15 protein-coding genes and 1 pseudogene are annotated in these 20,641 nt (G+C 43.6%); 5 read left to right on the top strand and 11 right to left on the bottom strand.

Annotation, left to right across the window (positions count from 1 at the left end):
• Positions 1–208: 208 nt before the first annotated feature.
• The 11 genes and pseudogenes from HMPREF1640_RS09925 to HMPREF1640_RS13355 form a co-directional block, all read right to left on the bottom strand.
• A complete protein-coding gene (locus tag HMPREF1640_RS09925; protein ID WP_036894298.1) occupies positions 209–1,648 on the bottom strand; it encodes a leucine-rich repeat domain-containing protein in 1,440 nt (479 codons plus the stop codon).
• A 98-nt stretch (positions 1,649–1,746) separates the two neighbouring features.
• Entirely contained in the window at positions 1,747–2,658 is a 912-nt protein-coding gene (locus HMPREF1640_RS09930; protein WP_036894300.1) for a hypothetical protein, read from the bottom strand.
• Positions 2,659–2,668: 10 nt separating this feature from the next.
• Positions 2,669–3,511, bottom strand: a complete 843-nt coding sequence (locus HMPREF1640_RS09935; protein WP_231565891.1) for a fibronectin type III domain-containing protein — start codon at positions 3,509–3,511, stop codon at positions 2,669–2,671.
• Between the two features lie 302 nt (positions 3,512–3,813).
• A complete protein-coding gene (locus HMPREF1640_RS09940; RefSeq protein ID WP_036894302.1) occupies positions 3,814–4,992 on the bottom strand; it encodes a DUF4856 domain-containing protein in 1,179 nt (392 codons plus the stop codon).
• Positions 4,993–5,010: 18 nt separating this feature from the next.
• On the bottom strand, positions 5,011–5,643 hold the full coding sequence (locus HMPREF1640_RS09945; protein WP_036894303.1) for a hypothetical protein: 633 nt from the start codon (positions 5,641–5,643) through the stop codon (positions 5,011–5,013).
• A 27-nt stretch (positions 5,644–5,670) separates the two neighbouring features.
• Complete coding sequence (locus tag HMPREF1640_RS09950) at positions 5,671–6,696, bottom strand: DUF4302 domain-containing protein (protein WP_036894304.1); 1,026 nt, start codon at positions 6,694–6,696, stop codon at positions 5,671–5,673.
• A 1-nt stretch (position 6,697) separates the two neighbouring features.
• Positions 6,698–7,651: a putative zinc-binding metallopeptidase gene (locus HMPREF1640_RS09955; protein WP_036894305.1), complete on the bottom strand. Its 954-nt coding sequence runs from the start codon at positions 7,649–7,651 to the stop codon at positions 6,698–6,700.
• Between the two features lie 29 nt (positions 7,652–7,680).
• A complete protein-coding gene (locus HMPREF1640_RS09960; RefSeq protein WP_036894306.1) occupies positions 7,681–9,210 on the bottom strand; it encodes a RagB/SusD family nutrient uptake outer membrane protein in 1,530 nt (509 codons plus the stop codon).
• Between the two features lies 1 nt (position 9,211).
• The gene (locus HMPREF1640_RS09965) at positions 9,212–12,601 is read right to left on the bottom strand and encodes a SusC/RagA family TonB-linked outer membrane protein (protein WP_036894317.1); all 3,390 of its coding nucleotides are present in this window, start codon (positions 12,599–12,601) and stop codon (positions 9,212–9,214) included.
• A gap of 34 nt (positions 12,602–12,635) precedes the next feature.
• The gene (locus HMPREF1640_RS09970) at positions 12,636–14,888 is read right to left on the bottom strand and encodes a TonB-dependent receptor domain-containing protein (protein WP_197051508.1); all 2,253 of its coding nucleotides are present in this window, start codon (positions 14,886–14,888) and stop codon (positions 12,636–12,638) included.
• A gap of 261 nt (positions 14,889–15,149) precedes the next feature.
• Positions 15,150–15,281 (bottom strand): annotated as a pseudogene (locus tag HMPREF1640_RS13355) (IS982 family transposase); the annotation flags it as partial.
• Between the two features lie 51 nt (positions 15,282–15,332).
• Between HMPREF1640_RS13355 and HMPREF1640_RS09975 the strand changes: the two are divergent.
• The 5 genes from HMPREF1640_RS09975 to HMPREF1640_RS09990 all read left to right on the top strand — a co-directional run bounded on the left by HMPREF1640_RS09975 (position 15,333) and on the right by HMPREF1640_RS09990 (position 20,621).
• Positions 15,333–17,636, top strand: coding sequence for a TonB-dependent receptor domain-containing protein (locus HMPREF1640_RS09975; RefSeq protein WP_036894307.1), 2,304 nt, complete (start codon positions 15,333–15,335; stop codon positions 17,634–17,636).
• Positions 17,637–17,638: 2 nt separating this feature from the next.
• Positions 17,639–17,935 (top strand): cysteine peptidase family C39 domain-containing protein, encoded by a 297-nt coding sequence (locus HMPREF1640_RS12875; protein WP_081935342.1) that lies wholly within the window; start codon positions 17,639–17,641, stop codon positions 17,933–17,935.
• 173 nt (positions 17,936–18,108) lie between these two features.
• Positions 18,109–18,975: a type I methionyl aminopeptidase gene (gene map / locus HMPREF1640_RS09980; protein WP_036894310.1), complete on the top strand. Its 867-nt coding sequence runs from the start codon at positions 18,109–18,111 to the stop codon at positions 18,973–18,975.
• Positions 18,976–19,087: 112 nt separating this feature from the next.
• Positions 19,088–20,110, top strand: a complete 1,023-nt coding sequence (tsaD, locus tag HMPREF1640_RS09985; RefSeq protein ID WP_036894311.1) for a tRNA (adenosine(37)-N6)-threonylcarbamoyltransferase complex transferase subunit TsaD — start codon at positions 19,088–19,090, stop codon at positions 20,108–20,110.
• A gap of 4 nt (positions 20,111–20,114) precedes the next feature.
• Entirely contained in the window at positions 20,115–20,621 is a 507-nt protein-coding gene (locus tag HMPREF1640_RS09990) for a CinA family protein (RefSeq protein ID WP_036894313.1), read from the top strand.
• Positions 20,622–20,641 lie beyond the last annotated feature (20 nt).

The following is a 20,641-nucleotide window of genomic DNA, read 5'->3' on the forward strand; positions in this document are numbered from 1 at the left end:
AAAAAAATTACAGGATGCAAACGATTGGCGCGAAGCCAAGCGGCAAGTGCAAAATTACAAAGCGTGTTTGAAGGACTCGCGTTTGGGTGTAACCTGATTTCGGGATAAACTTAGGTTAATAGGCTACCGGACATGTAAAGGGTTGATGCCCCTCACCCCATGTGCTTATTTGTAGGGAGCATGCGGTGGAGTGGGGGGCACCTACGTGTCAGTGCGTTACGATTTTTCGTACGCGTCCATCAGAAAACTGAATAATGTGAAGTCCTTTGGCACGCTTGCTTATCCTTCTGCCACACACGTCAAAGTGTGCTTTATCCATGTTCGACTCATAGACAGACCGCTTCGCGATTCCGGCGGTTGTGATGTCAAGGATTTCGTACTTTGTACCTAACGCCACCTTTTTTGTGGTAAAAGCGTCTTTGAATTTCTCAATCAAGTTTTTTTCCACATAGACTTTGAGTTTTACGGCCTTGGGCGTAAATACGTACTGGCCGAACTCGGGCATGGCCGAGCCGGTAAACTGCACGACAGAAAGTTTATTGTTGTTGTTGAATGCGTAATTTCCCATTCCGCCAATTATCCCTTTGAAATCAACGGTTTTCAACTCAGCGCAGTCGCTGAAAGCCGACTCTCCAATAGAAAGATTAGAGGCAAGTGAAGTAAGTTGCTCAAGCCAGGCATGCTCAAAAGCATGTTTGCCCACGTTGGTGAGTCCTCCCGGAAGAGTGACGTGCTTCAGGTTTTTGGCATAAGCAAAGGCATAGTCGTCTATTTCCGCGACACTTTCAGGAAATTCAAACGATGTGGCGCCGCTGCCTGCGGGATATAGTTGTATAGATATTTTATCCACATCGTAAAGTATGCCGTCTTGAGAAGAGTAAACTTCGTTGTCTTCCGACACCGAGTAGGCTGTGACAGCGGTATTGTAGAACGCTTTTTCCTCTATTTCAGACAATGACGCCGGAAGTTCGGAAAGAGTGGCGAGCGAGGTGCAATTCTCGAAAGCTTGCGCGCCGATTTTCTTTAACTGTGACGGAAAAGTCACCGAAGCAAGTGATTTGCATCCAGCAAAGGCGCACTTGCTTATTTCCTTGAGCGAGTTGGGAAGCGCTATTGACGCTAATTTGCCACAATCTTTAAAAGCGTTTTCCCTCATGGTGGCGACGCTTTGCGGAATGACGCATTCCGTAAGCGATGTGCAGCCGCTGAAGGCTTGTTGCTCAATGCTCTTTGTCGTTGTGGGCAATTTTAGCGTTATAAGCGCCTGGCATTGGTAGAACATGTAGGCACTCACCTCGTCGTCGTAGGCGGGTGCGTAGTATTTGGTAGTCATACCCCTCTTTACCTGATAATAATTGCCACCGTTGGCAACAATTTTAGCCCCGGAGAGGTCAAGCGTGGAAAGTTTCCCCTCTGTGGGTTTCCCCTCTATGTCCCTGCCAGCCATCTCGCGAAGGCACAAGATGTCGGCGCCATTGATACCGCCCGATACGGTAAGATTTGTAATGGAGAACTTTTCGGATGGGCTGATTTGTTTTGAAAGTTCACCGGGCTTTTCAACTTTTATTACTTTCTGCGCATGAGACGCGCTAAACACCAGTAACAACGCCAAGGTTGTCATGGTTTTTCTAATTGTGGAGATTTGCATGTTTTTTTTGTAATATTTAATTGATAATTCGAATACGTCTGTCTATTGCCAACAGTTATACAGGATGGATGGCAAACATGGATTGAAAATTAGACCTGTTATTTTTTCTCGTAAGGAATTACAAATTTAAAACCACGGCCGACGAGTACCGCATGGTTCGCCTTGACTTCCTGTACGTATAATTTGCACTTACCCTCTTTTAGAGAGCTGAACTCGTCGGGATAGCGAAAACCGAGCTCAACGTCAATATAAGAACCTTGCTTGGGATTTATGATGGCAGGCGTAATCTTGATGGTTTTCTTGGAAACTGTTGGGTTGGCCTCGTTACATATCCAAACCCCCACTCCTTTACGATGCACCACCAACGTGTTGCGCATCAAAACGCTAAGACTTCTTGAAGTGGTGCTGTAGGCTCCCGCCCCATCTGCTTCGCCCTTGCATCGTACTTCCACTTTAATCGTTTTGGTTTGATGATCCTGCCCTGTGACGTGGAGGTAAGCGTCGCCCTCGCAATAGGTATCTATTTCTATGATGTTGGTCTTGGCGTTCCATTTAACCTTCTTCAGGATGCGCATAGGGTCTTCCACGCTCATTTGTGCCATGCCTCCACCACCATTGACGCTCACCGATCGGCTCTCATCCCGAGGGAACAATCGTATGACATCCTCGGTAGAGGTAATGTTGGGCACTATAACATTTATATCCAACTTGCGGCATTCATCACCCGACCAAACAGAGGCATACGTTTCACCCTCCAATATACCGGTAACACGCAATGTATCCTCGTTGATGCTGGCGGAAGCCAACTTTGAGTTGTTGACATTGCACTTGTATTTACCAGTCCCACCCTTTAAGATTAACATGCGGGTAGTGCGCGTGAAAACATCGATAGATGATGAGTCGTTATCCCCTATCAATATTTTAGACGGTTCTAAATCCGACTCGCTGTGGCATGCGGTTAACGACATGCCGAGTATTGTCACCGATAGCCATATATATATATACTTCATGTTGATTAGCTTATTTCACGTTTAAGTTATATTCCAGGGTCCAAGCCTTGCCATCACTCTCAATGATGTCCACAACCAATATATGTTTACCCGTTTTGTTGAAAACCAATTTGTATCTGTCGACAGGGGTGAAGGGAATGCCGTCAAGCGTATATTTAATTTGCGCGTTGACATCATACAAATCGTTGAAAAACAGATCTATGCTTCGTGGACAATCACCATAGTCCTTGATTTGATAGATGTAGGGAACTCGATTTTCATCCTCCCTGCTTGTCATCATTAACTCGGTGGTAATGTTTTTTTTAGCCACTTTCGACTTTTTTCCGTTAGGCATAATCGTCTGCACGCCTATTTCGTAGGTTGTGTTAGGCTGCAGTTTTTGTAAGACATAATCGGTGGTGCTGATTGTGGACACCCGTCTTCCATTGAGCAAAACTTTGTATTTGGCGCCACTGCCTTGCACAGGATGCCACGACATAAAAATTTCGCGTTGTTGCGCAGAAACTTTCACGTCATATGGCATTGGTACATCCTCGGTAATAGTGCTATTTTTTATTTTCTTAAAAACCACATCGTCAATCAACAGATAGTTATTGGCATCGGTTTTTTCTTCTTTCATTTCAAAACAAAATCCCGCGCAATCCACTCCTCGCGGAGCGACAAAATCTATAGTTTTTTGTTTCCATTCAGTAGGGGAGGCATCTGTGACCATATCCCTTGAAGTTATCTTCGCATCCGTTTTAACTTTGCGCTTTTCTTTGCACCATATCACGGTGGAAACACAATTGGCACGCTGTAACGTACCTTTATACCAATAGGTGAGGCGATAAGTTGCTCCGCCCTCAATGTTCATATAAAAATAGTTGTTTGCTCGGTCAATTATAGATAGCCTATGCGGGATTGCCACTAACTTGACAGCGTGGTTGCCACCATGCGATTGATTTGATTTTTCAATGCTAGCCACTGAGAAATACCAACACACAGGTCTCTCATAGATACCGGCGACGCGCCACTCTTCAAACCCACCGTTCAATATCAAGTTGGGATGTGTTTGGGCTGTTACGTCTAACGTACAACATAGGAACGTCAACAATAATAGTTTATATAAATTCATAGTTTCCTTTTTTCTTTTAAGAGTTATCGCATATATGCTTTTCATTGTATGCGCCGCTTGATTTGCGCCACGGTATAGGCAATGGAGCCGGGAATGTTGGCATCGCCTTCCAGGCGCCGCTTATCCCACAATCCAGAGTTTTGGGTAAGTGCGTCCAACAGCGTTTGTATCTCATCAAAAGTATATAATGGTTTACCTTCTGCATTCACGGCAAACTGCAACGAGAACACGGCGCCATATGCGCGTGACAGGAATACCAAGGCATTGCTGATGTCCTCGTGTAAATTGGCATTTGTCACTTCGCCTGACAATAACTGTATGGCATGCACGGCGACCACCTTGGACAGTTCTTGCCTGATGGCATGAAGACATGTTCTCATCTCGTCAAATCGATACTCGGTCATGGCCAATCGCCCTGCCGCAAAGGCGTTGTAAAGTTTGATGCGACTTCCCTTTAACGCGCTGCGCTCATTTTTTTGCACAATGGGCAACCAATATTGGTAATAGCCATAAGCCAAGTCCCAATGATGTTCCAGTTCTGTGTAGTTATGTCCGTTTACCAGATTTGAAGCAGCTTGATCTTTCAAAAGCTGTTGGTCGTTGTATAACTTAGGATTAAGGTGCACGTTCAGGATTTTATCCAAATAAACGCTCCCCCTAATCATCTCGTTGTACACTTCCGCCACGGCTACACCTTTGGCATCAACAAAAGCTATGTTTTCATCGCCAATATTATAGCCCAAGTATCCCCCTTTGCCCATTTGGGCCTTGGTGTTGCGAATATCGGCAGGACGAGGGTAGCCATAACCACTCAACGCTCTCGACTCATCGAATAATTGTTGAAAGACCGCGAGGATGCGCTTCCTGTCAACACGGTGAACCGTCGACGTAGCTATTTCATCAAATGGCGCTTTGCCATACACTCCTTGCTTGAAATATTCGTTCATCCGCTCTTGCTGTACGACGCTTGATATACGCGCTTCTTTCATGAACGAGTGGTATACAATGTCAGCAGGCTCTTTTAACAGCTCGCACTCCAATGTGTTAACACTGCTTTCGTCATTCCTGACAAACTTATATTCCGGGTCGGGCCATGTAGGCATGATGTATGACGACTCAATGGTTTCGTCTTGCCATGTTGTGCATGATGTCATGGAGGTGGTGCACAGTGCCAACCACAGCATGAACATACAAAAAAGGTTGTTGGGTTTATACTTCATGATTTTATCCCTTTATCTTTATGGCAATATGATATATCCGCAAAATGGATTTTTAATTAAATTGATACCCTCTTCATTCTGAAATTGCTCCACATGCAAAGGACGCACAATGGTAAGTCCATCATTGGATACTGCCGAAATGGTGGCGCGCACGGATGAGTTGCTTGGACCTCCGCCCTTTACTTGCAAAAACATGGGGAAGCCTGACATGGCTTGAAAAGTGATTTTTTGCTCCTCTCCGTTTTTAAGCAATTTTACCTCGCTATCATCAAAACCATAGCTTTTCGTGAAAATGGTTTTCAACGTCTTGTCAGCATCAATGTATCTAATAGTATAAGTCGAGGAAAGTTCACCGTCAGGCACCAAGCTGCCTTGGAGTTCTTTTTCAAAAAAAGAACAGCTAAGTGTTACCGTATAAGTACGTTTCTCACCGCTAATCTCCACCCCCGGGTAGACGTAGCTTTGCTCGTTCATATCGATGCTTGCCAACTGCAAGGCTTGGTCGTCGTAAGATATTTTTGGTTTTTCTATTCCCTTAAATGGAAATAATTTGTCGTAGTCTTCATCGGCGTCATCATTCACTGCATGTGAACATGCGGAGAATAATATCATGACAAAGGCAGAGAGTGTTATGCATAAGTTCGTTTTCATACTGATTGTTGTTGTCCGTTTATATTTTTATTCATTGGTGGGAATATCTTGAATAACCGCTTTCAAGCCAGTTATTTTTCCTTCCGGGTGCAAATGTCTACTTACTAACCTGACGCTTCTCCATTCGGGATGATACACTTCTACCAATTCGGCTTCGAAATGGTTGCCAACACGTTGAAAGTCGGCAAACACCTGTTTGTTGTTCAACCGCAGGCCCGCTCTAAAGGTAATACCTTTGGGCGTGCCACAATATCCAGAACCCAACACGGAAAATTCTTTAGGTGGATAGTCCGGGATAGGATTAGTTTTCGTCACCTCCATAAATAGATAATATCTCTGTTTCTCGGTAATGGCCACGCGCCCACCGTTTCTGCCGAGATAATAATCGCTCTGAAAGTAAACGCGTCCGCCTCTGTGTATATACAACTGTGGATTTTTCATTCGCTCAAACACTCGTCTGTTATCGTACGCTTGTTTTACCGCATCGGCAAACTCACGCATGTCATGCAAAGGCTTCATCAGAATATATTCGCATGCAGGCTTAAGGTATGAGGCTGTTTTGAATACCAGAAATCCGTCTTCGTCACGTCCTTGGTATAACCAGTCGCACGCACCTCCATAACTATCATTAACCAATCTGTGTATGTAGTTTGTGGTGAGAAAAGTAAGTTGTGCGCAACTGTTCGCACCTATTTTGTATTCGCTCATTATGGAGGTGGCAACACTCTTGCGGTCAAAGTCGGCACGCATATCCACTTTCCCATGTTGTAAAAAACGCATGGTAAAACAAACACCTCCATAACCATATCTGTCAGTACCGTATTGGTATTCGGCTCTTATTTTATCACTGATATCAGAAAACAACAAAGAGTCTGTTTTAGGAAAATACAAAACCAGCCATCCTGCTTTGTTGTTTACCAGCTCAGTGTTCAACGCCTCAATGGCTTGCCTCTTGCGCTGGGTAGGCGTGTTCGTAAATTCTCTTTCTTCATCATGGCAGCTGTAGAAAACGCAACCAAGCAGAGTGAGGAGTATGTATGAAAGATACTTCATCTTATTTCGTGTTTAGATATTTATTCAAAGTCCTGACACTCTTAAGTTGCAACGTGAGCAATTTAACGTGCCAGTTATCCCAAGTGTATTGCTCTACAAACATTTTTTTTGCCATAAAATCATGATAGGCACGATCGGCCTCTTGTTCATAGCGTTTATTCACCTCGGGATCGGAGTCTTCGTCTGGCGTGCGCGCTTCATCTTCAGCTTGTTTAAGTCTTGCAGGTGTGGATGTCAAGATAACGCTTAACATCTCTGCCATGTCGTCCTCTGGATTTAGCATGGAAAGATAGGTGTAAAATCCACGTTTGTTGGCATATCCCACTAACCCAATATCGTTGTTCGCGCCATTTATCTCGGAGAGGAGCTGAGTGTCGGTGATATATTTTCCTTCACTGATGGCGGCAAATTTAGCTCTGTTGTATGGCATCTGCTCCAACACTCGTTTCATCATCTGGTGATATACGCTGCGAACAAGTCTACGAACTTTCTGCTTGTCGTTCGCGTCAAAATCATTAACATGGTATATACTCATTTCTACCGGTTGTGACGCGATGTTGTACATGCGCTCAACGCCATTCTTGTCTGGGTTTCCACCACCATATAAAGTGATGCGTACCGGCAAACAGTAGTTAAGAAGGCTGCCTTTGCCTTCTGTTTGAATATCCCTAAAGGTATCAAAGCATAAAGAGCCAATAGCGTTAAGCACTTGTTTTATGTTTGCGGTGTCAGGGGGATACACATAGACTCCTTTCTGACTGTTGTTTTTTTGCCACTGATATACCACCTCTGGGCCATACACCTTGGTAAAATGCTGTTCTATCCATTGTGCCGTTTGCGTTTGACTGGCGTTGCTGTCCACGACACTGTCATCTGATAGCGTGTCATGTTGGCAAGACGTTGCCAGTAATGCCCATAGGCTTATATATGCTAAGAAATATTTCTGTATGTTCATTTTGTTGCGTTATAAATTACCTACCATGTTTATCTAATGGGCTCTTTGCGTTCACGGGGATTAGGAGCCAGTCCCCTGTTTTGTGCCTCTATGGGTATTTGCAAGACTTTGCGAGGGTCGTCTTTCTCTAAGGGGAAATAATATTTAGACTTTGTGTTACGCTTCACGCTCAAATGAAACCTTCTGATGTCTAACCATCGTAGCCCCTCGGCGAAAAACTCTTTTTGCCTGAAATCGGCAAATAACTTTACCAATGCAAGCTGTTTTAATGTCATGCCATAGAAGGGGGTGTACACATCATAATTATTCTCACTTGTACGCACATAAATATCCCTTTCAACAGTAGGCATAAAGCCAAACTTGCCCTGCATATATTGCAGGTAATCATTAATGGCTTTATCATACTGTTTTAGCATGGCATAGGCTTCCATCCGATTAAGCAAAGCTTCATCCGCGGTAAACAACACATTGCTCACGTAAATTCCCCGAGGCCTTAATCCAATGCTTTCAGTGGTAGACAACTCGTCAAACTTGGCGATATACTTGCCATTTACTACAGGTGATGGTGAATAAACAAAAGGATATGTACCGTCAAAGGTCATTTTAGAGAAATCGCCTCCCCCCTCGATACCCCTTTTGTTGAATACTTCGTCAACAGTTTGTTTGGTAGCCCCATAACGATCTGTTGGCATTTGTCTCGCCCACCGAGACTCGGTGGTACAAATCAATAAGTTGGCTGGCTCATCGGGAGATGTGTAGCGTGTGAACAAACGCTGACGCTTAAACTCAAATTGCCGTGAATATCCCATCCAAGGCCTTAACATGGTTTTGGGGTCAGCGCCTAACACATAATTAGCATATTCCACTACTTTTTGCCATTCACCTTTCATGAGATAAAAACGAGAGGCGAACGTGTAAGCCGCTTTTTTGTTGAAGTGATATTTTGGTTGCTTATAATATCTGTCGGTGACTAAAGTGACACCACGTTTCAAGTCGGACTCTATTTTATCATACACTTCTTTGACAGTACCTCTGTCATAATTTGTCAGCGCATGTTTCTCGGGTTGGGTAACATAAGGTATACCAGGGGATTGCTCCGCGTTGCCATAAGGCTCTGCCCAGATGTTGACGAGCATGAAGTGAAGGTAAGCCCTAAGCAAAAAAGCCTCGCCATATAGAGCCTTGACACGTTCAGTCTTAGGATATTTCTTGAGTAGCTCCAAAGCCTTGTTGGCCTGCGCAATACCTTTATAACAACTATTCCAATAGTTTAAGGGTGTGTCAATGTCTTCTTGGGTGTCATCTTCCCAATAAAACATTTCTTCGTTCAGTTGTGTATGTGTGCCATTTGCCCTGATGTCTACATTATCAGTGCGAGGCTCTAAAAAAGGAATGTAGCTTGCCTCTGGATAAGCTCCTGCAAGTAATTGGGCAATTCCTTCTTCATTGTCTATGTTTACATCAATGTCTGAATCGGGAATTTTGTCCAAAAAATCGTTACAGCCACATAGAGCTAAAGTGGCAAAGAACAAAACATATTTATATAGATAGTATTTCATTTTAAAAGCCCACATTTAAAGTAAAAGTATATTGTCGAGGCGTAGGCAGTGAAACGCCTCCAGTTTGATAATACTCGGGATCTTGTCCATGTAGTTTGGAATCGGCATAGATCAATAGTGGATTTGTAACATTTAAGCGAACACTTCCACTTTTTAGGCCCACCGCTTTCATCCAACTCGGTTTTAAATAATAGGATAGGGCGATGTTTTTTAGCCTGACAAAACTACCGTCGGCCACACGCAATTGCGAGTAGTTGTAGGTGTTGTATGCTTTTTCTATATTTTCCACTCCTACCACGTCTATTATCTCCTTCGAAGGCAGCGTGGGTACGTCAGTGTGATATTCATCGCCGGGATTAAGCCAACGATTGAGATAATTTTTGGAAAATACATTCAAATCGGCAAACTGTGTGTCAAATGTTGGATTTAGCCTAATCTTGTTGCCTGCCTGCATTGTTATGAAGCAAGAAAATTCCCAGTCGCCCCATTTCACGGTATTTGCCAGTCCGCCCATTATATTAGGCTCGATAGGACCGTGATACAATAAATAAGTTTTAGTGTATTGTGTATCGTTGAAGTCTGCTCCCACTATATCTTTCAACTCGTTTTGTGGTAATGGATAGCGTCCAAAATTAAAGTTTGGCAGCCCATTGCTGTCCAATCGTTGGAAATTAAACGAGAACAGCGATCCTTTCGGATAACCTACTACGTTGCCACGACCTCTGCCAGCCACCATGTCAAATGCGTTTGGCGAATTGAGCATGCGGGTTATTTGTTGATGAATGGCACTGAATGTAAGATCTGTTGTCCATTTCCATGCATGGGCATTCACGTTGATAGTATGCAGTCCGAATTCAATACCACGAGCAACCATGTCGCCAAAGTTGGCGTATTTATAATATTGCCCCCCAACTCCAGACGTGCGTACCAAGTCTATCAAATCGAATGTATTACGCTGGTATACATCCACTGTGGCCGAAATGCGATTTTTCAGGAACGCCACCTCTGCGCCAACATTCAGCTCGTACATTTTTTCCCAAGTAAGGTCTCTGTTTTCCAATGACAGCAAATTTAATTTGTTTTCTCTGTCATTTAGATTTAACCTATGGACTATACCACCTCTATAAATAGCAGACGCATTAGCTGCCTCTTCATTCATTTTGGCTGTTAATCCGTAACTTATGCGAAATGCCAATTTTGAAATGACATTGTTCCCTTGCATAAAATTCTCCTTATCCACGTTCCATTTGGCTCCAACATTCCATGTTGGCAACCATAAAGCAGTGGCCCCCTTTCCTGCTGCGTTAGAGCCTTCAACATTCACCACCGTATTAAAAATGTACTTGCCCTGATAGCCATAGGTGGCATTGCCTGAAAATGTTATGCCCCGCTCGTCTCTATTGCGCAGAGCAAAATAAGGGGTGTTTTCTTGAAACATTTTCTCAAATATACCGGGTGCGCTTTGCACCTCGTTACCGCGTTGATAACTGATTCCATACCCTTGAAAGGAATTCGTTGTTTGCCGCAGGGTTCTTATTTCACCAAAAGCAAATCCTTTCAGGTCATGTGCTCCTATTTGCTTGTCGTAATCAACAGCTATGCGTGCCAGCATACTTTGCATGTTGGCATTATTTAGGAAGAGCACGCCACCTTGTTGTATGCCAGGTTTAGGAAGGAGTTCTGGATGATAGATGTCTTTTACAAGGTATATGTTTTGTTTTGCCACCCATGGTGTTTCACAAGCAAGGTAAGCTCCTATCATGTTGGATTTTTCGCCTATTTCATGTCGTCTACTCGTATGTGCTCTTCTGTATGAAAACATTGCTTTAAGGTTTAGAGCATCGGTAAACTTATAGGTAGCCTCGGTTTGCAACTTAAAGTCGACCACCTGTATTTTTAATTGGTTGTTATCATACTCGTTCAATATGTTAAATGGGGCCCAATTGTTCCGATAATATTCACGTTTTCCATGCTCATCATAGGGGCGAAGCGTTCGGCTTGTTCCTAAAGCGTATGCAAATGGGTTGATGTCGAAATCACGTTCAAATGCTCCCGATATGGTGTTTTTTTTCTGTGGCAAGGTGCCTGGCGCATTTTGCATGCGCATGTTGGCTTGTAGCGATAACTTGGCTGTAAGGCGGTTGGTTATGTAAAAGGTGTTCTTAATGTTGGTTGTCAGTCGCTGTACCTGATCGGCGATAGTCCAACCAGCATCGTGATAATAGCCTATAGAGGCGTAAGTTGCTACATTTTTTCCACCTGCCGACAAACTTACTGTGTGGTTTGTCATCAGGTTGTTGGTAAACAAAAGCCTGAACCAATCCGTATTGGCGTATTCTCTTTGTCGTAAGAAGTCTTGTCGGGCTTGATAAGTGTTTGGCAGCATCCAGTTATGTGTTTTGTCATCATAAGTAGTGAGCTGTTTGTACATTTGATGATATACCCCACCTCTACGTCCATATAATGATGTAGCTGGGTCAAAATATCCTTTTTCTTGCATTTCCTGATACAGAGCCATAGTCTCTTGAGAGTTCAGCAAATCGAAGTGACTGTAATCTGGACGTGGCCGCCATGTGTTTTCTGTTGTATAATTAATTTGCAATGGCATTTCTCTTTTACCACTTTTTGTCGTAATGACAATAACGCCATTGGCAGCTCGCGCGCCGTATACAGATGTGGCTGACGCATCTTTTAGTACTTGAATATCCTGTATGTCGGCGGGGTTAAGCCCGGCTACTGCCGAACTAACAAGCGTAACGGCATCGCCAGATGCCAAGGCTTCGGGAGAAACATGTACCATGTCCTCGTAAACAGCGCCGTCTATTACCCATAAAGGCTGAACATTTCCCATGATGGAAGCACCCCCGCGGATATTGATGCGTGGTGCGGCGCCAAATGTTCCGGATATGTTTTGAATGGACAATCCAGGCACGCGGCCCTCCAGCATACGCGAAACATCGCCAATACCTTCGAGTTTGATATCGGTCATTTTCACTGCTGTGGCAGCACCCGTGTAAACACGGTTTCTTATGTTTTGGTATCCTGTTACGACAACTTCGTCAATCATGCTGCTATTACTTTGCAACACTATTTTTAAGGACGTTGCCTTAACTCTCCCCCTATAGCCATGCATGCCTATAAACGAGACAGTAATGGTCTGCCCCTCCGCACCCTTGATCTTAAAATTGCCATCTATGTCCGTAACCGTCTTTTGCTTGTTTTCTACAATACCAACAACCGCCCCTACGATGGGTTCACCTTCTGTATCTGTAACAGAGCCTGTTACCCACCCATTTTCTTGTGCCATGAGCCTTGACAAAGTGCATAGCATGACCAATAGGCATAGTATTCTTTTTATAGTTATGGATTGTATATATAAAGATCTTCTCATTTTCATATTATATTATCAGCGATATGCCATTTTATCAAAGTTTCCACTGTATCCCCCCATAAATACCAAAAGGTAAGCCTGCCCTGACACCAGATGGGTGTCGTGAAACCATATACACTTTGTTGGTAAGGTTGACAATGTTCATCGTAAGGTCTACATTTTTAATTACATGCACCTTGGCGGTAGCGTCTATAATAAAGTTGGCTGGAATTTTTTCGCGTTGAGCTATCTTGCCTTGTCCTGGGACCGTACGCATGTCGCCATTGTATCGCATGTTAAAGTTTACGTCAGCCCATTTGCTTTCCATGCCTATCTGACCGTTAAGTGCATGACGAAAGATATAAGGGATTTCATCGCCGTACAAAACATGTCCCCACGATGCACTTGTAAACGAGTTTTTCATCTTTGTATCTGTAAAGGTATAAGATAGTTGCATGGGGAGTTGGATTTTCCAATGGGTTGGCAATGGCCGGCATTGTACAAGCAGTTCTACACCTCGTACCAAGGCTCGCCCTACGTTAAACTGGTCTAAAGTTCCTAATCCACCTTGTGCGGCAAGATCGCTGCCCAACATGTTTGAATAGTTGTTATTGAAACCTATAACCTCTCCTTTAATCCATTGATTGGCATAACGCAAACCTACCTCTACGTTGATACTGCTCTCGGCTTTTTGCCCGAGGGTGGCACTGGGCGGTGCAAAACCTTTATGTATTCCTGAGAATAATGAAAGCTGGGGCGTTAACCTGCAGTTGACTCCTATTCCTGGCATCATCGCTCTTGCGCTGTTCGGCACTTCTATGCGCACCATGCCCGTACGTCGCCAGTCGGCCTTGGTATAATCGCGATTTAATAGCTTTACATCTTCATAACGCACTCCTGCGGTAAAGGTAAACACACCCTTTGCCCATTTTGCTAAAGTATAACCTGATAAGGCATGTGCTGTGGTAATACGGTTGGCTTGACTGCCTGGAAGCCCTCTTAAAAAGAGTTCCATGCGACCATTATTCATAGAGTATCCGTCGTCTTGTTGATAACGATCCTCGCTGTCGGAATGGTAACGCATGCCAATTTCCGCCGTGAAGTATCCTCCGTATAACATGGTTTTATACTCTCCCTTTATCTGGACTCCACGCGAATGGTACACACGATGGTTGGCACGCAGCATTAGAGCTTCTCCTATGTAGCTTGACTTACCTGTAAGAATATCAAAATAATCCTTATTCGTAATTGGATCGGCAAGCACATCGCCTATCGAGCGGCGCTCGGCTTTGGTATACCCTGTACGCACTTCGTTGAGTTTATACCAATTCCTGAAAAAATAATTGTAATAGGCTTGCGTGGTTATATTCCATGAGCGAACACCTTTTATGATATATGTGGCAGAAAACTGGGTATGGCGTGTCACCAAATTGTCTTTCTGCGCTCCCGCATATCTAAAATATGGTTTAACGGCAAAGTCCTGATCGGTAAGCCCAAGATACGTTTCGTCGGAAGTTTCGTTAGCAAATCCATACTTTAGCTCTAATCTGTGATTTATTCCATCTTCTTTGTTTGTGCGCACCATCCACTTTGCTATTACGTCATTGCGCTTAAATCCTGTACGCTCGTCGGGGGCATCATGTCTGAAACCGCGAGCCTGGTAGCGCAAATATTCTATGAGAAAGCCCATGTGCTTAAAACTTTTGCCTATGGCCGTTTGTAGTTTTAGACTACCAAAACTGCCTGCCGACGTACTGCACTTTATTAATTTGTCTTGTGGGATGGGGGTTGACACCAGATTAATGGCACCTCCTGTTGTAAATGGTCCATATTGTACCTGACTGCTACCTTTTAATACTTCTATGGCATACATTCGTGCCGCATTAGGAAAGTAATAGGCTGCAGGGGCTGCGTATGGTGCAGGAGCGGCCAATATACCATCTTCCATTAGCGTGATACGTTCGCTACGTTCAGCCTGTGTACCGCGTAAACTGATGTTGGGACGCAATCCAAAACCATCTTCTTCATAAATATTTACTCCAGGTACGCTTTTCAGCATACGATTTATATCGGTATAATCAAACTTGCCCAATTCATTGGGTGAAAGGTAATAAGCCGAACCAGTACGGTTGCGTGCTTCAAACTGGCTGCCTAACATTTGGTTGGCTCTTACTACTACTTCGTTGATTTGATGTAAAGAGTCGGTCATGGCATTAGACATTTTAGGTATGCCTACGTTTTTTTGGGCATACCCAATCCATGGAGTCAGTGTGACAAGCAGAGACAGCATTTTTATTTTAACATACATGTGGGGACAAATCTTTTCTTTTGTTATACTAATTTTTCCTCGTCAAATACCAGTATATAAATGATATGTGAGATTAATTTCAAGTAAATGGTATTTCAGATGCAAAATTACAATGTTCAAAAACATTACACAATACCTATTATTGGGTATTTTATGTATATAAAGCTGCTATCATCCTCAATTTGGAAGTTCTTGGATTTCTGATAGCATTCTTGCATATGGTTTTCAGAGTTTTCATAGTTTTCAGTAATATTCTTATCGCACGAGATTTTCGGAGAATTGCTTGCATATCTCAAGTATTTTGACGACCTTTACACAAAGGTTGTACATACGATGGTTTGGACTTAACGTTATGAACACTACTAAATTACTAAAAATCAGCGATATGTGCATTTTTTTTATTCATGTTTGTCAACTTAAATTAATTCCGCCAACGGGTAGAAAATGAAATATAGAATATATATAGCAGCTGCGTGCATTCTTTCAATTTCGGCAAATGCACAAACTTTCAAAGGTAAAACTATCAATACCTTTGGAGAACCTTTACCCTATGCAAATGTTTGCCTGCTGAATTGCGCAGACTCTTCTTTCATACAGGGTGTAGTTACTAATGACAAGGGAGAATTTGTCATCAACTCTGAGCTGAAAGAAGCTATCCTTAAAGTATCATTAATAGGCTATCAGACCATCTATAAAAAAAGCACTGATGGCGATGTAGGTTCTATACGCATGGTTGAGGATACAACCATGCTTGGGGAGGTGACGGTGAAGGGCACTCGTCCTGCAACCCAACTTAAAAACGATGCTTTGGTCACCCATGTTCAGGGATCATCCTTGGCACATTCTGGTAATGCAAGGGACGTGTTGGGGAAAACACCTGGTGTAATTAAATCAAATGATGGGATAGAAGTATTGGGGAAAGGTACTCCTCTGATTTATATCAATGGCAGATTGATGAGAAATCAAGCAGAACTGGATCAATTAACATCCGATAAAATTAAGGATGTAGAGGTAGTCACCACTCCTGGTGCAAAATACGATGCCTCGGTAAATGCTGTCATTCGTATCAAAACGCTCAAACCTATTGGAGAAGGCTTTAGTATGGACAGCCGTACCCAAATGGGACTGACACATTATTTATATGGTAAAGAAGAGCTAAACTTCAACTATCGCCTTCATGGGTTAGATATATTTGGTATGGTAGGGTATGACCGTAACAAGTACCGTCAGCAAAATATCTCGCAGCAATATACCTATGCCCCGTCAAATTTGTTATATCAAATGACTGATGCAAAACGTTATGCAAAATCCAACATGCTTGCTGGAAAATTAGGTCTCAATTATGTGTTCAACGAAAATCATTCTGTTGGTATTCTCTACGACTTTTCGTATCTGCCTTCAAAGATGAGGAATAATTCCTTTACAGCTTTGGAAATCGACAAGATTTTAAATAATGAGCTTAGTACCGAAAGTGAGGAAAAAACTCATAACAGAAGACATTTAGTATCAGGATATTATTCGGGCAAGATGGGTAAATGGGGAATTGCCCTCAATATGGATGCTCTTTGGAATAACGCAGATACACATCAGGATGTAGCAGAAAAGGCAACTTCGCTTGAAAACCGCACAATATCCACTCAAAATGACATTAATAACAAGTTGTATGCAGCAAAAGCCGTTGCTACCTATCCTGTTTGGAAAGGACAGCTTACTTTTGGAACGGAGTGGAGTTTTTTTCATCGTACGGACGAATATGAGAGCGGAGTAGAATATATCAAAGATTTCCACTCGAAAATAAAAGAAACTAATGGCACCGGCTTTGCGGAGATACGACAAACTTTGGGCAAGCTTTATGTATCTGCTGGATTACGCTATGAGTATGTGGTAAGTAACTTTTTTGAGAATGGAGTGAAGATGGACGAGCAAAGTAGAGAGTATCATCATTTATTCCCTTCTGCTATGCTGTCCATGCCCATTGGACATGTGCGTGCACGATTGTCATATTCTCGCAAGATTACTCGTCCAGCTTTCAGTCAGTTGAGCAGCAATGTCCAATATATCGATAAATATACCTATCAATCGGGCAATCCGAACTTGCTTCCTTCTATCCGTGACTATGTGGAATTTATGGCAAACTATAAATGGCTTACATTTATGGCAAATTATGCGCATGTGAAAGATTATATGATGTCTGTATATACTCAATATGGTGAAACCCCTGAGATAGCCTTGATACGGAAGCAAAATATTGATGGATACAGTGAAGTTTCTGGAATGGTCAATGTTTCTCCTTCTTTTGGGAAATACCATCCCAGCTTGATGGTTGCCGTCAGACAGCAATTTCTCACCATCAAATACCGAGGTGAGAATTTGAAGTTGAATAAGCCTATGGGCATCCTCAGATTCAACAATGCCTATAATCTTCCCCTTGACGCTTGGTTGAATGCAGACTTTTCATGGCGCACCAGTGGTAATGCGGAAAATATGTATATAGGTAACACATGGCAGTGTGACCTTGGTTTGTATAAAGCATTCGCACATGATAAATGGAGTATAAAATTGCAATGCGAAGATTTACTCAATACAGCAAAATCTACTATGACTCTTAAGAACGACATTCGCGAAATGTCATTGAGAAAATTCTTAGATACTCGTAAATTCTCTATTACAATTACTTATAAGATAAATGCTACTCACAGCAAGTACAAGGGGACAGGTGCTGGAGAGGACGTTAAGAATCGACTGTAGCAATGTGGCATTTTCCATATTATAAACAACATGATTCTATGGAGTGTGGAAGTGCATGTTTAAAGATGGTTTGTAAATTTTTCGGCAGAGAATACTCATTCAATTCTCTGTCGAAGTTATGTACTGCAACTACAGAAGGGGTGTCCATGCTTTGTTTACGAGAAGCAGCGACAAATTTGGGACTTCAATCAAAATGCGTACAAACTTCCATGGAAGACTTAAAAAGAAATACATGTCCTCCTGACTTCGTCACTCAAAAAATACGTATTTTACAACTAACTAATCTGAGTTCAGAATAAACTCGCCTTTTTTGAAGTAAGGGTACAAGTTCTTTATCCCTGTCGATTGGCAGGGATGGCTTTCTTGGGGACTCTGCGCTCTGCGGCATCATAATTTTATGGTATTTTTCACCTTTATGTTATTTGGTTATTCTTAAAAGTGTTACCTTTGCATAACATTTAGACATACAGATATGGTTTCCAATAAAAAAAACAGGTGGAGGTGTCTGCCAGGCCAACCACTGACAGAACTTGACAAGAAAGTGTTGTACTGGCAGAACAAAGGCAAATTGGTGCCCACTCGTGAGATGGTTAAAACACCCGAACAGATAGAGGGCATACGCATTGCCGGCAAATTAAACACGGGATGTCTTGACGCTGTGGCGGCCATGATCAAGCCTGGCATCTCCACGCAAGACATTGATGACGTGTGCATGAAATACTGCGAGGAGAATCACTGCCACCCCTCTTGTCTTAACTATGAAGGCTTTCCCAAGAGCGTGTGCACAAGTGTCAACGAGGTGGTTTGCCACGGCATTCCCAAGAAAACCGATATTTTGGAGGTTGGTGATATCGTGAACGTGGACATGACCTTGGACTATAACGGATACTATGGCGATGCGTCGCGCATGTTTATCATTGGTGGGGAGACTACACCTGAAAAAGAGCAATTGGTGCGAGTAACCAAGGAGTGCCTTGAGATCGGTGCAGAAGCTGCCAAACCCTACGGATTCTTGGGAGATATAGGGCATGCCATACAGAAACATGCCGAGAAATATCACTATGGAGTGGTGCGCGACTTGTGCGGACATGGCGTGGGCTTGGCTATGCATGAGGAACCAGAAGTGTTGCACTATGGGCGCAAAGGCACTGGCATGATGCTTGTTCCTGGCATGGTGTTCACCATCGAGCCAATGATTAACATGGGTACATGGCAAGTGTTTATAGACGAAGACGACCCTTACGGATGGGAGGTCATCTCAGGCGACGAGAAGCCTTCGGCGCAATGGGAGCATACTTTCTTGATGACCGAGAATGGGGTGGAGGTATTGTCCTACTAAACAAGGTTCAGCCTCTATGTCCGCGACATTCTGTTATCATGAGGCGTGGACAATGAGACACAAGGTATCTTTTAGCCTCGCTCATAATATGACGTAACCACAAAAAAGAAAAATGGACGTATATATATTAGGTATAGAGAGCAGTTGCGACGACACGTCGGCTGCTGTGTTGAGAAACGGAGTGTTGCTCAGTAACGTGACGGCTTCTCAGGAGGTCCATCGGGCCTATGGTGGAGTGGTGCCGGAGTTGGCTAGCAGGGCGCATCAGCAGAATGTAGTGCCTGTGGTAGATCAGGCTTTGGCACGTGCGGGTATTACAAAAGAACAATTGTCGGCTATCGCTTTCACGCGCGGTCCTGGACTGATGGGGTCGCTATTGGTGGGCGTGAGCTTTGCCAAGGGCATGGCGCGCAGTCTTGGTATACCACTGATCGACGTGAACCATTTGCAAGGTCACGTGATGGCACACTATATTAAGGAGAGCGACGATGATAGTCACATGCCTCCTTTCCCATATTTATGCCTGTTGGTGTCGGGTGGTAACTCGCAGATAGTCAAAGTCAACGCTTACAACGACATTGAGGTGCTGGGCCAAACTATCGATGACGCAGCTGGCGAGGCCATCGACAAGTGTTCCAAGGTGATGGGGTTGGGCTATCCAGGTGGCCCGATTATCGACAAGTTGGCGCGTCAGGGCAACCCTCGCGCCTATAAGTTTGCCGAGCCGCATGTGCCTGGCATGGACTACTCATTCTCGGGTTTGAAAACATCTTTTCTCTATAACATGCGCAAATGGATTGCGGAGAACCCCGATTTCTTGGATCATAACAAAGAAGATTTGGCAGCGAGCTTAGAATTTACCATCGTAGATATACTGATGAAAAAAATTCGATTGGCTGTCAAAGAGACGGGTATCATGCATGTCGCCGTGGCGGGTGGTGTTTCGGCAAACAATGGTTTGCGCAATTCTTTCAGAGAGCACGCCGAAAAATATGGATGGACTATATATATACCTAAATTCAGTTATACAACAGATAATGCGGCTATGATAGGTATCGTGGGCTATTTCAAATACATGGACAAAGATTTCTGTCCCATTGACGTGCCCGCGTTTTCAAAAGTAACATTCGAATAAAGATATGGAATTGGAAAGCAAAATATTGAGTCAATTGATGCAAGAGACTCTTTACGATAGTGGAAAAACATTAGGTTCAGCAGAGAGTTGCACTGGAGGGCGTGTCGCCGAAGCCATCATTTCGATTCCCGGTGCGTCTCGCTATTTCAAAGGTGGAGTAGTGTCATATACCAATGAGGTTAAAGAAAACTTGCTGGGGGTTTCGCATGAAGTGTTAGAAGAGCAGACGGCTGTATGCGAGGAGGTGGCTCGGCAGATGGTTGTCGGCGCATGCCATGCCCTGAAATGCGATTATGCCATCTCTGTCACGGGCGTGGCAGGTCCAACAGGTGGCACTCCCGCCATACCCGTTGGCACCATTTGGATAGGCTATGGCTCGGCCGACGATGTGCGAACATTCCAGATCTCACAAGACCATGGGCGCGATCGCAACCTTGCATTCGCCACCAATAAGTCGTTACAGCTACTTCTTGACTATCTTAGGGAACAACGTGCTAGCGCTGAAGTATGAGCCAAGCGGATGTGAATTGC

The organism is Prevotella sp. S7-1-8 (assembly GCF_000758925.1).
Classification (GTDB): domain Bacteria; phylum Bacteroidota; class Bacteroidia; order Bacteroidales; family Bacteroidaceae; genus Prevotella.

Coding starts and splice junctions, on each gene's coding strand:
- HMPREF1640_RS09925 (WP_036894298.1), bottom strand. CDS start 1,648: ATGCAAATCTCCACAATTAGAAAAACCATGACAACCTTGGCGTTGTTA.
- HMPREF1640_RS09930 (WP_036894300.1), bottom strand. CDS start 2,658: ATGAAGTATATATATATATGGCTATCGGTGACAATACTCGGCATGTCG.
- HMPREF1640_RS09935 (WP_231565891.1), bottom strand. CDS start 3,511: ATGAACATTGAGGGCGGAGCAACTTATCGCCTCACCTATTGGTATAAA.
- HMPREF1640_RS09940 (WP_036894302.1), bottom strand. CDS start 4,992: ATGAAGTATAAACCCAACAACCTTTTTTGTATGTTCATGCTGTGGTTG.
- HMPREF1640_RS09945 (WP_036894303.1), bottom strand. CDS start 5,643: ATGAAAACGAACTTATGCATAACACTCTCTGCCTTTGTCATGATATTA.
- HMPREF1640_RS09950 (WP_036894304.1), bottom strand. CDS start 6,696: ATGAAGTATCTTTCATACATACTCCTCACTCTGCTTGGTTGCGTTTTC.
- HMPREF1640_RS09955 (WP_036894305.1), bottom strand. CDS start 7,651: ATGAACATACAGAAATATTTCTTAGCATATATAAGCCTATGGGCATTA.
- HMPREF1640_RS09960 (WP_036894306.1), bottom strand. CDS start 9,210: ATGAAATACTATCTATATAAATATGTTTTGTTCTTTGCCACTTTAGCT.
- HMPREF1640_RS09965 (WP_036894317.1), bottom strand. CDS start 12,601: ATGAGAAGATCTTTATATATACAATCCATAACTATAAAAAGAATACTA.
- HMPREF1640_RS09970 (WP_197051508.1), bottom strand. CDS start 14,888: ATGTATGTTAAAATAAAAATGCTGTCTCTGCTTGTCACACTGACTCCA.
- HMPREF1640_RS09975 (WP_036894307.1), top strand. CDS start 15,333: ATGAAATATAGAATATATATAGCAGCTGCGTGCATTCTTTCAATTTCG.
- HMPREF1640_RS12875 (WP_081935342.1), top strand. CDS start 17,639: ATGTGGCATTTTCCATATTATAAACAACATGATTCTATGGAGTGTGGA.
- map (WP_036894310.1), top strand. CDS start 18,109: ATGGTTTCCAATAAAAAAAACAGGTGGAGGTGTCTGCCAGGCCAACCA.
- tsaD (WP_036894311.1), top strand. CDS start 19,088: ATGGACGTATATATATTAGGTATAGAGAGCAGTTGCGACGACACGTCG.
- HMPREF1640_RS09990 (WP_036894313.1), top strand. CDS start 20,115: ATGGAATTGGAAAGCAAAATATTGAGTCAATTGATGCAAGAGACTCTT.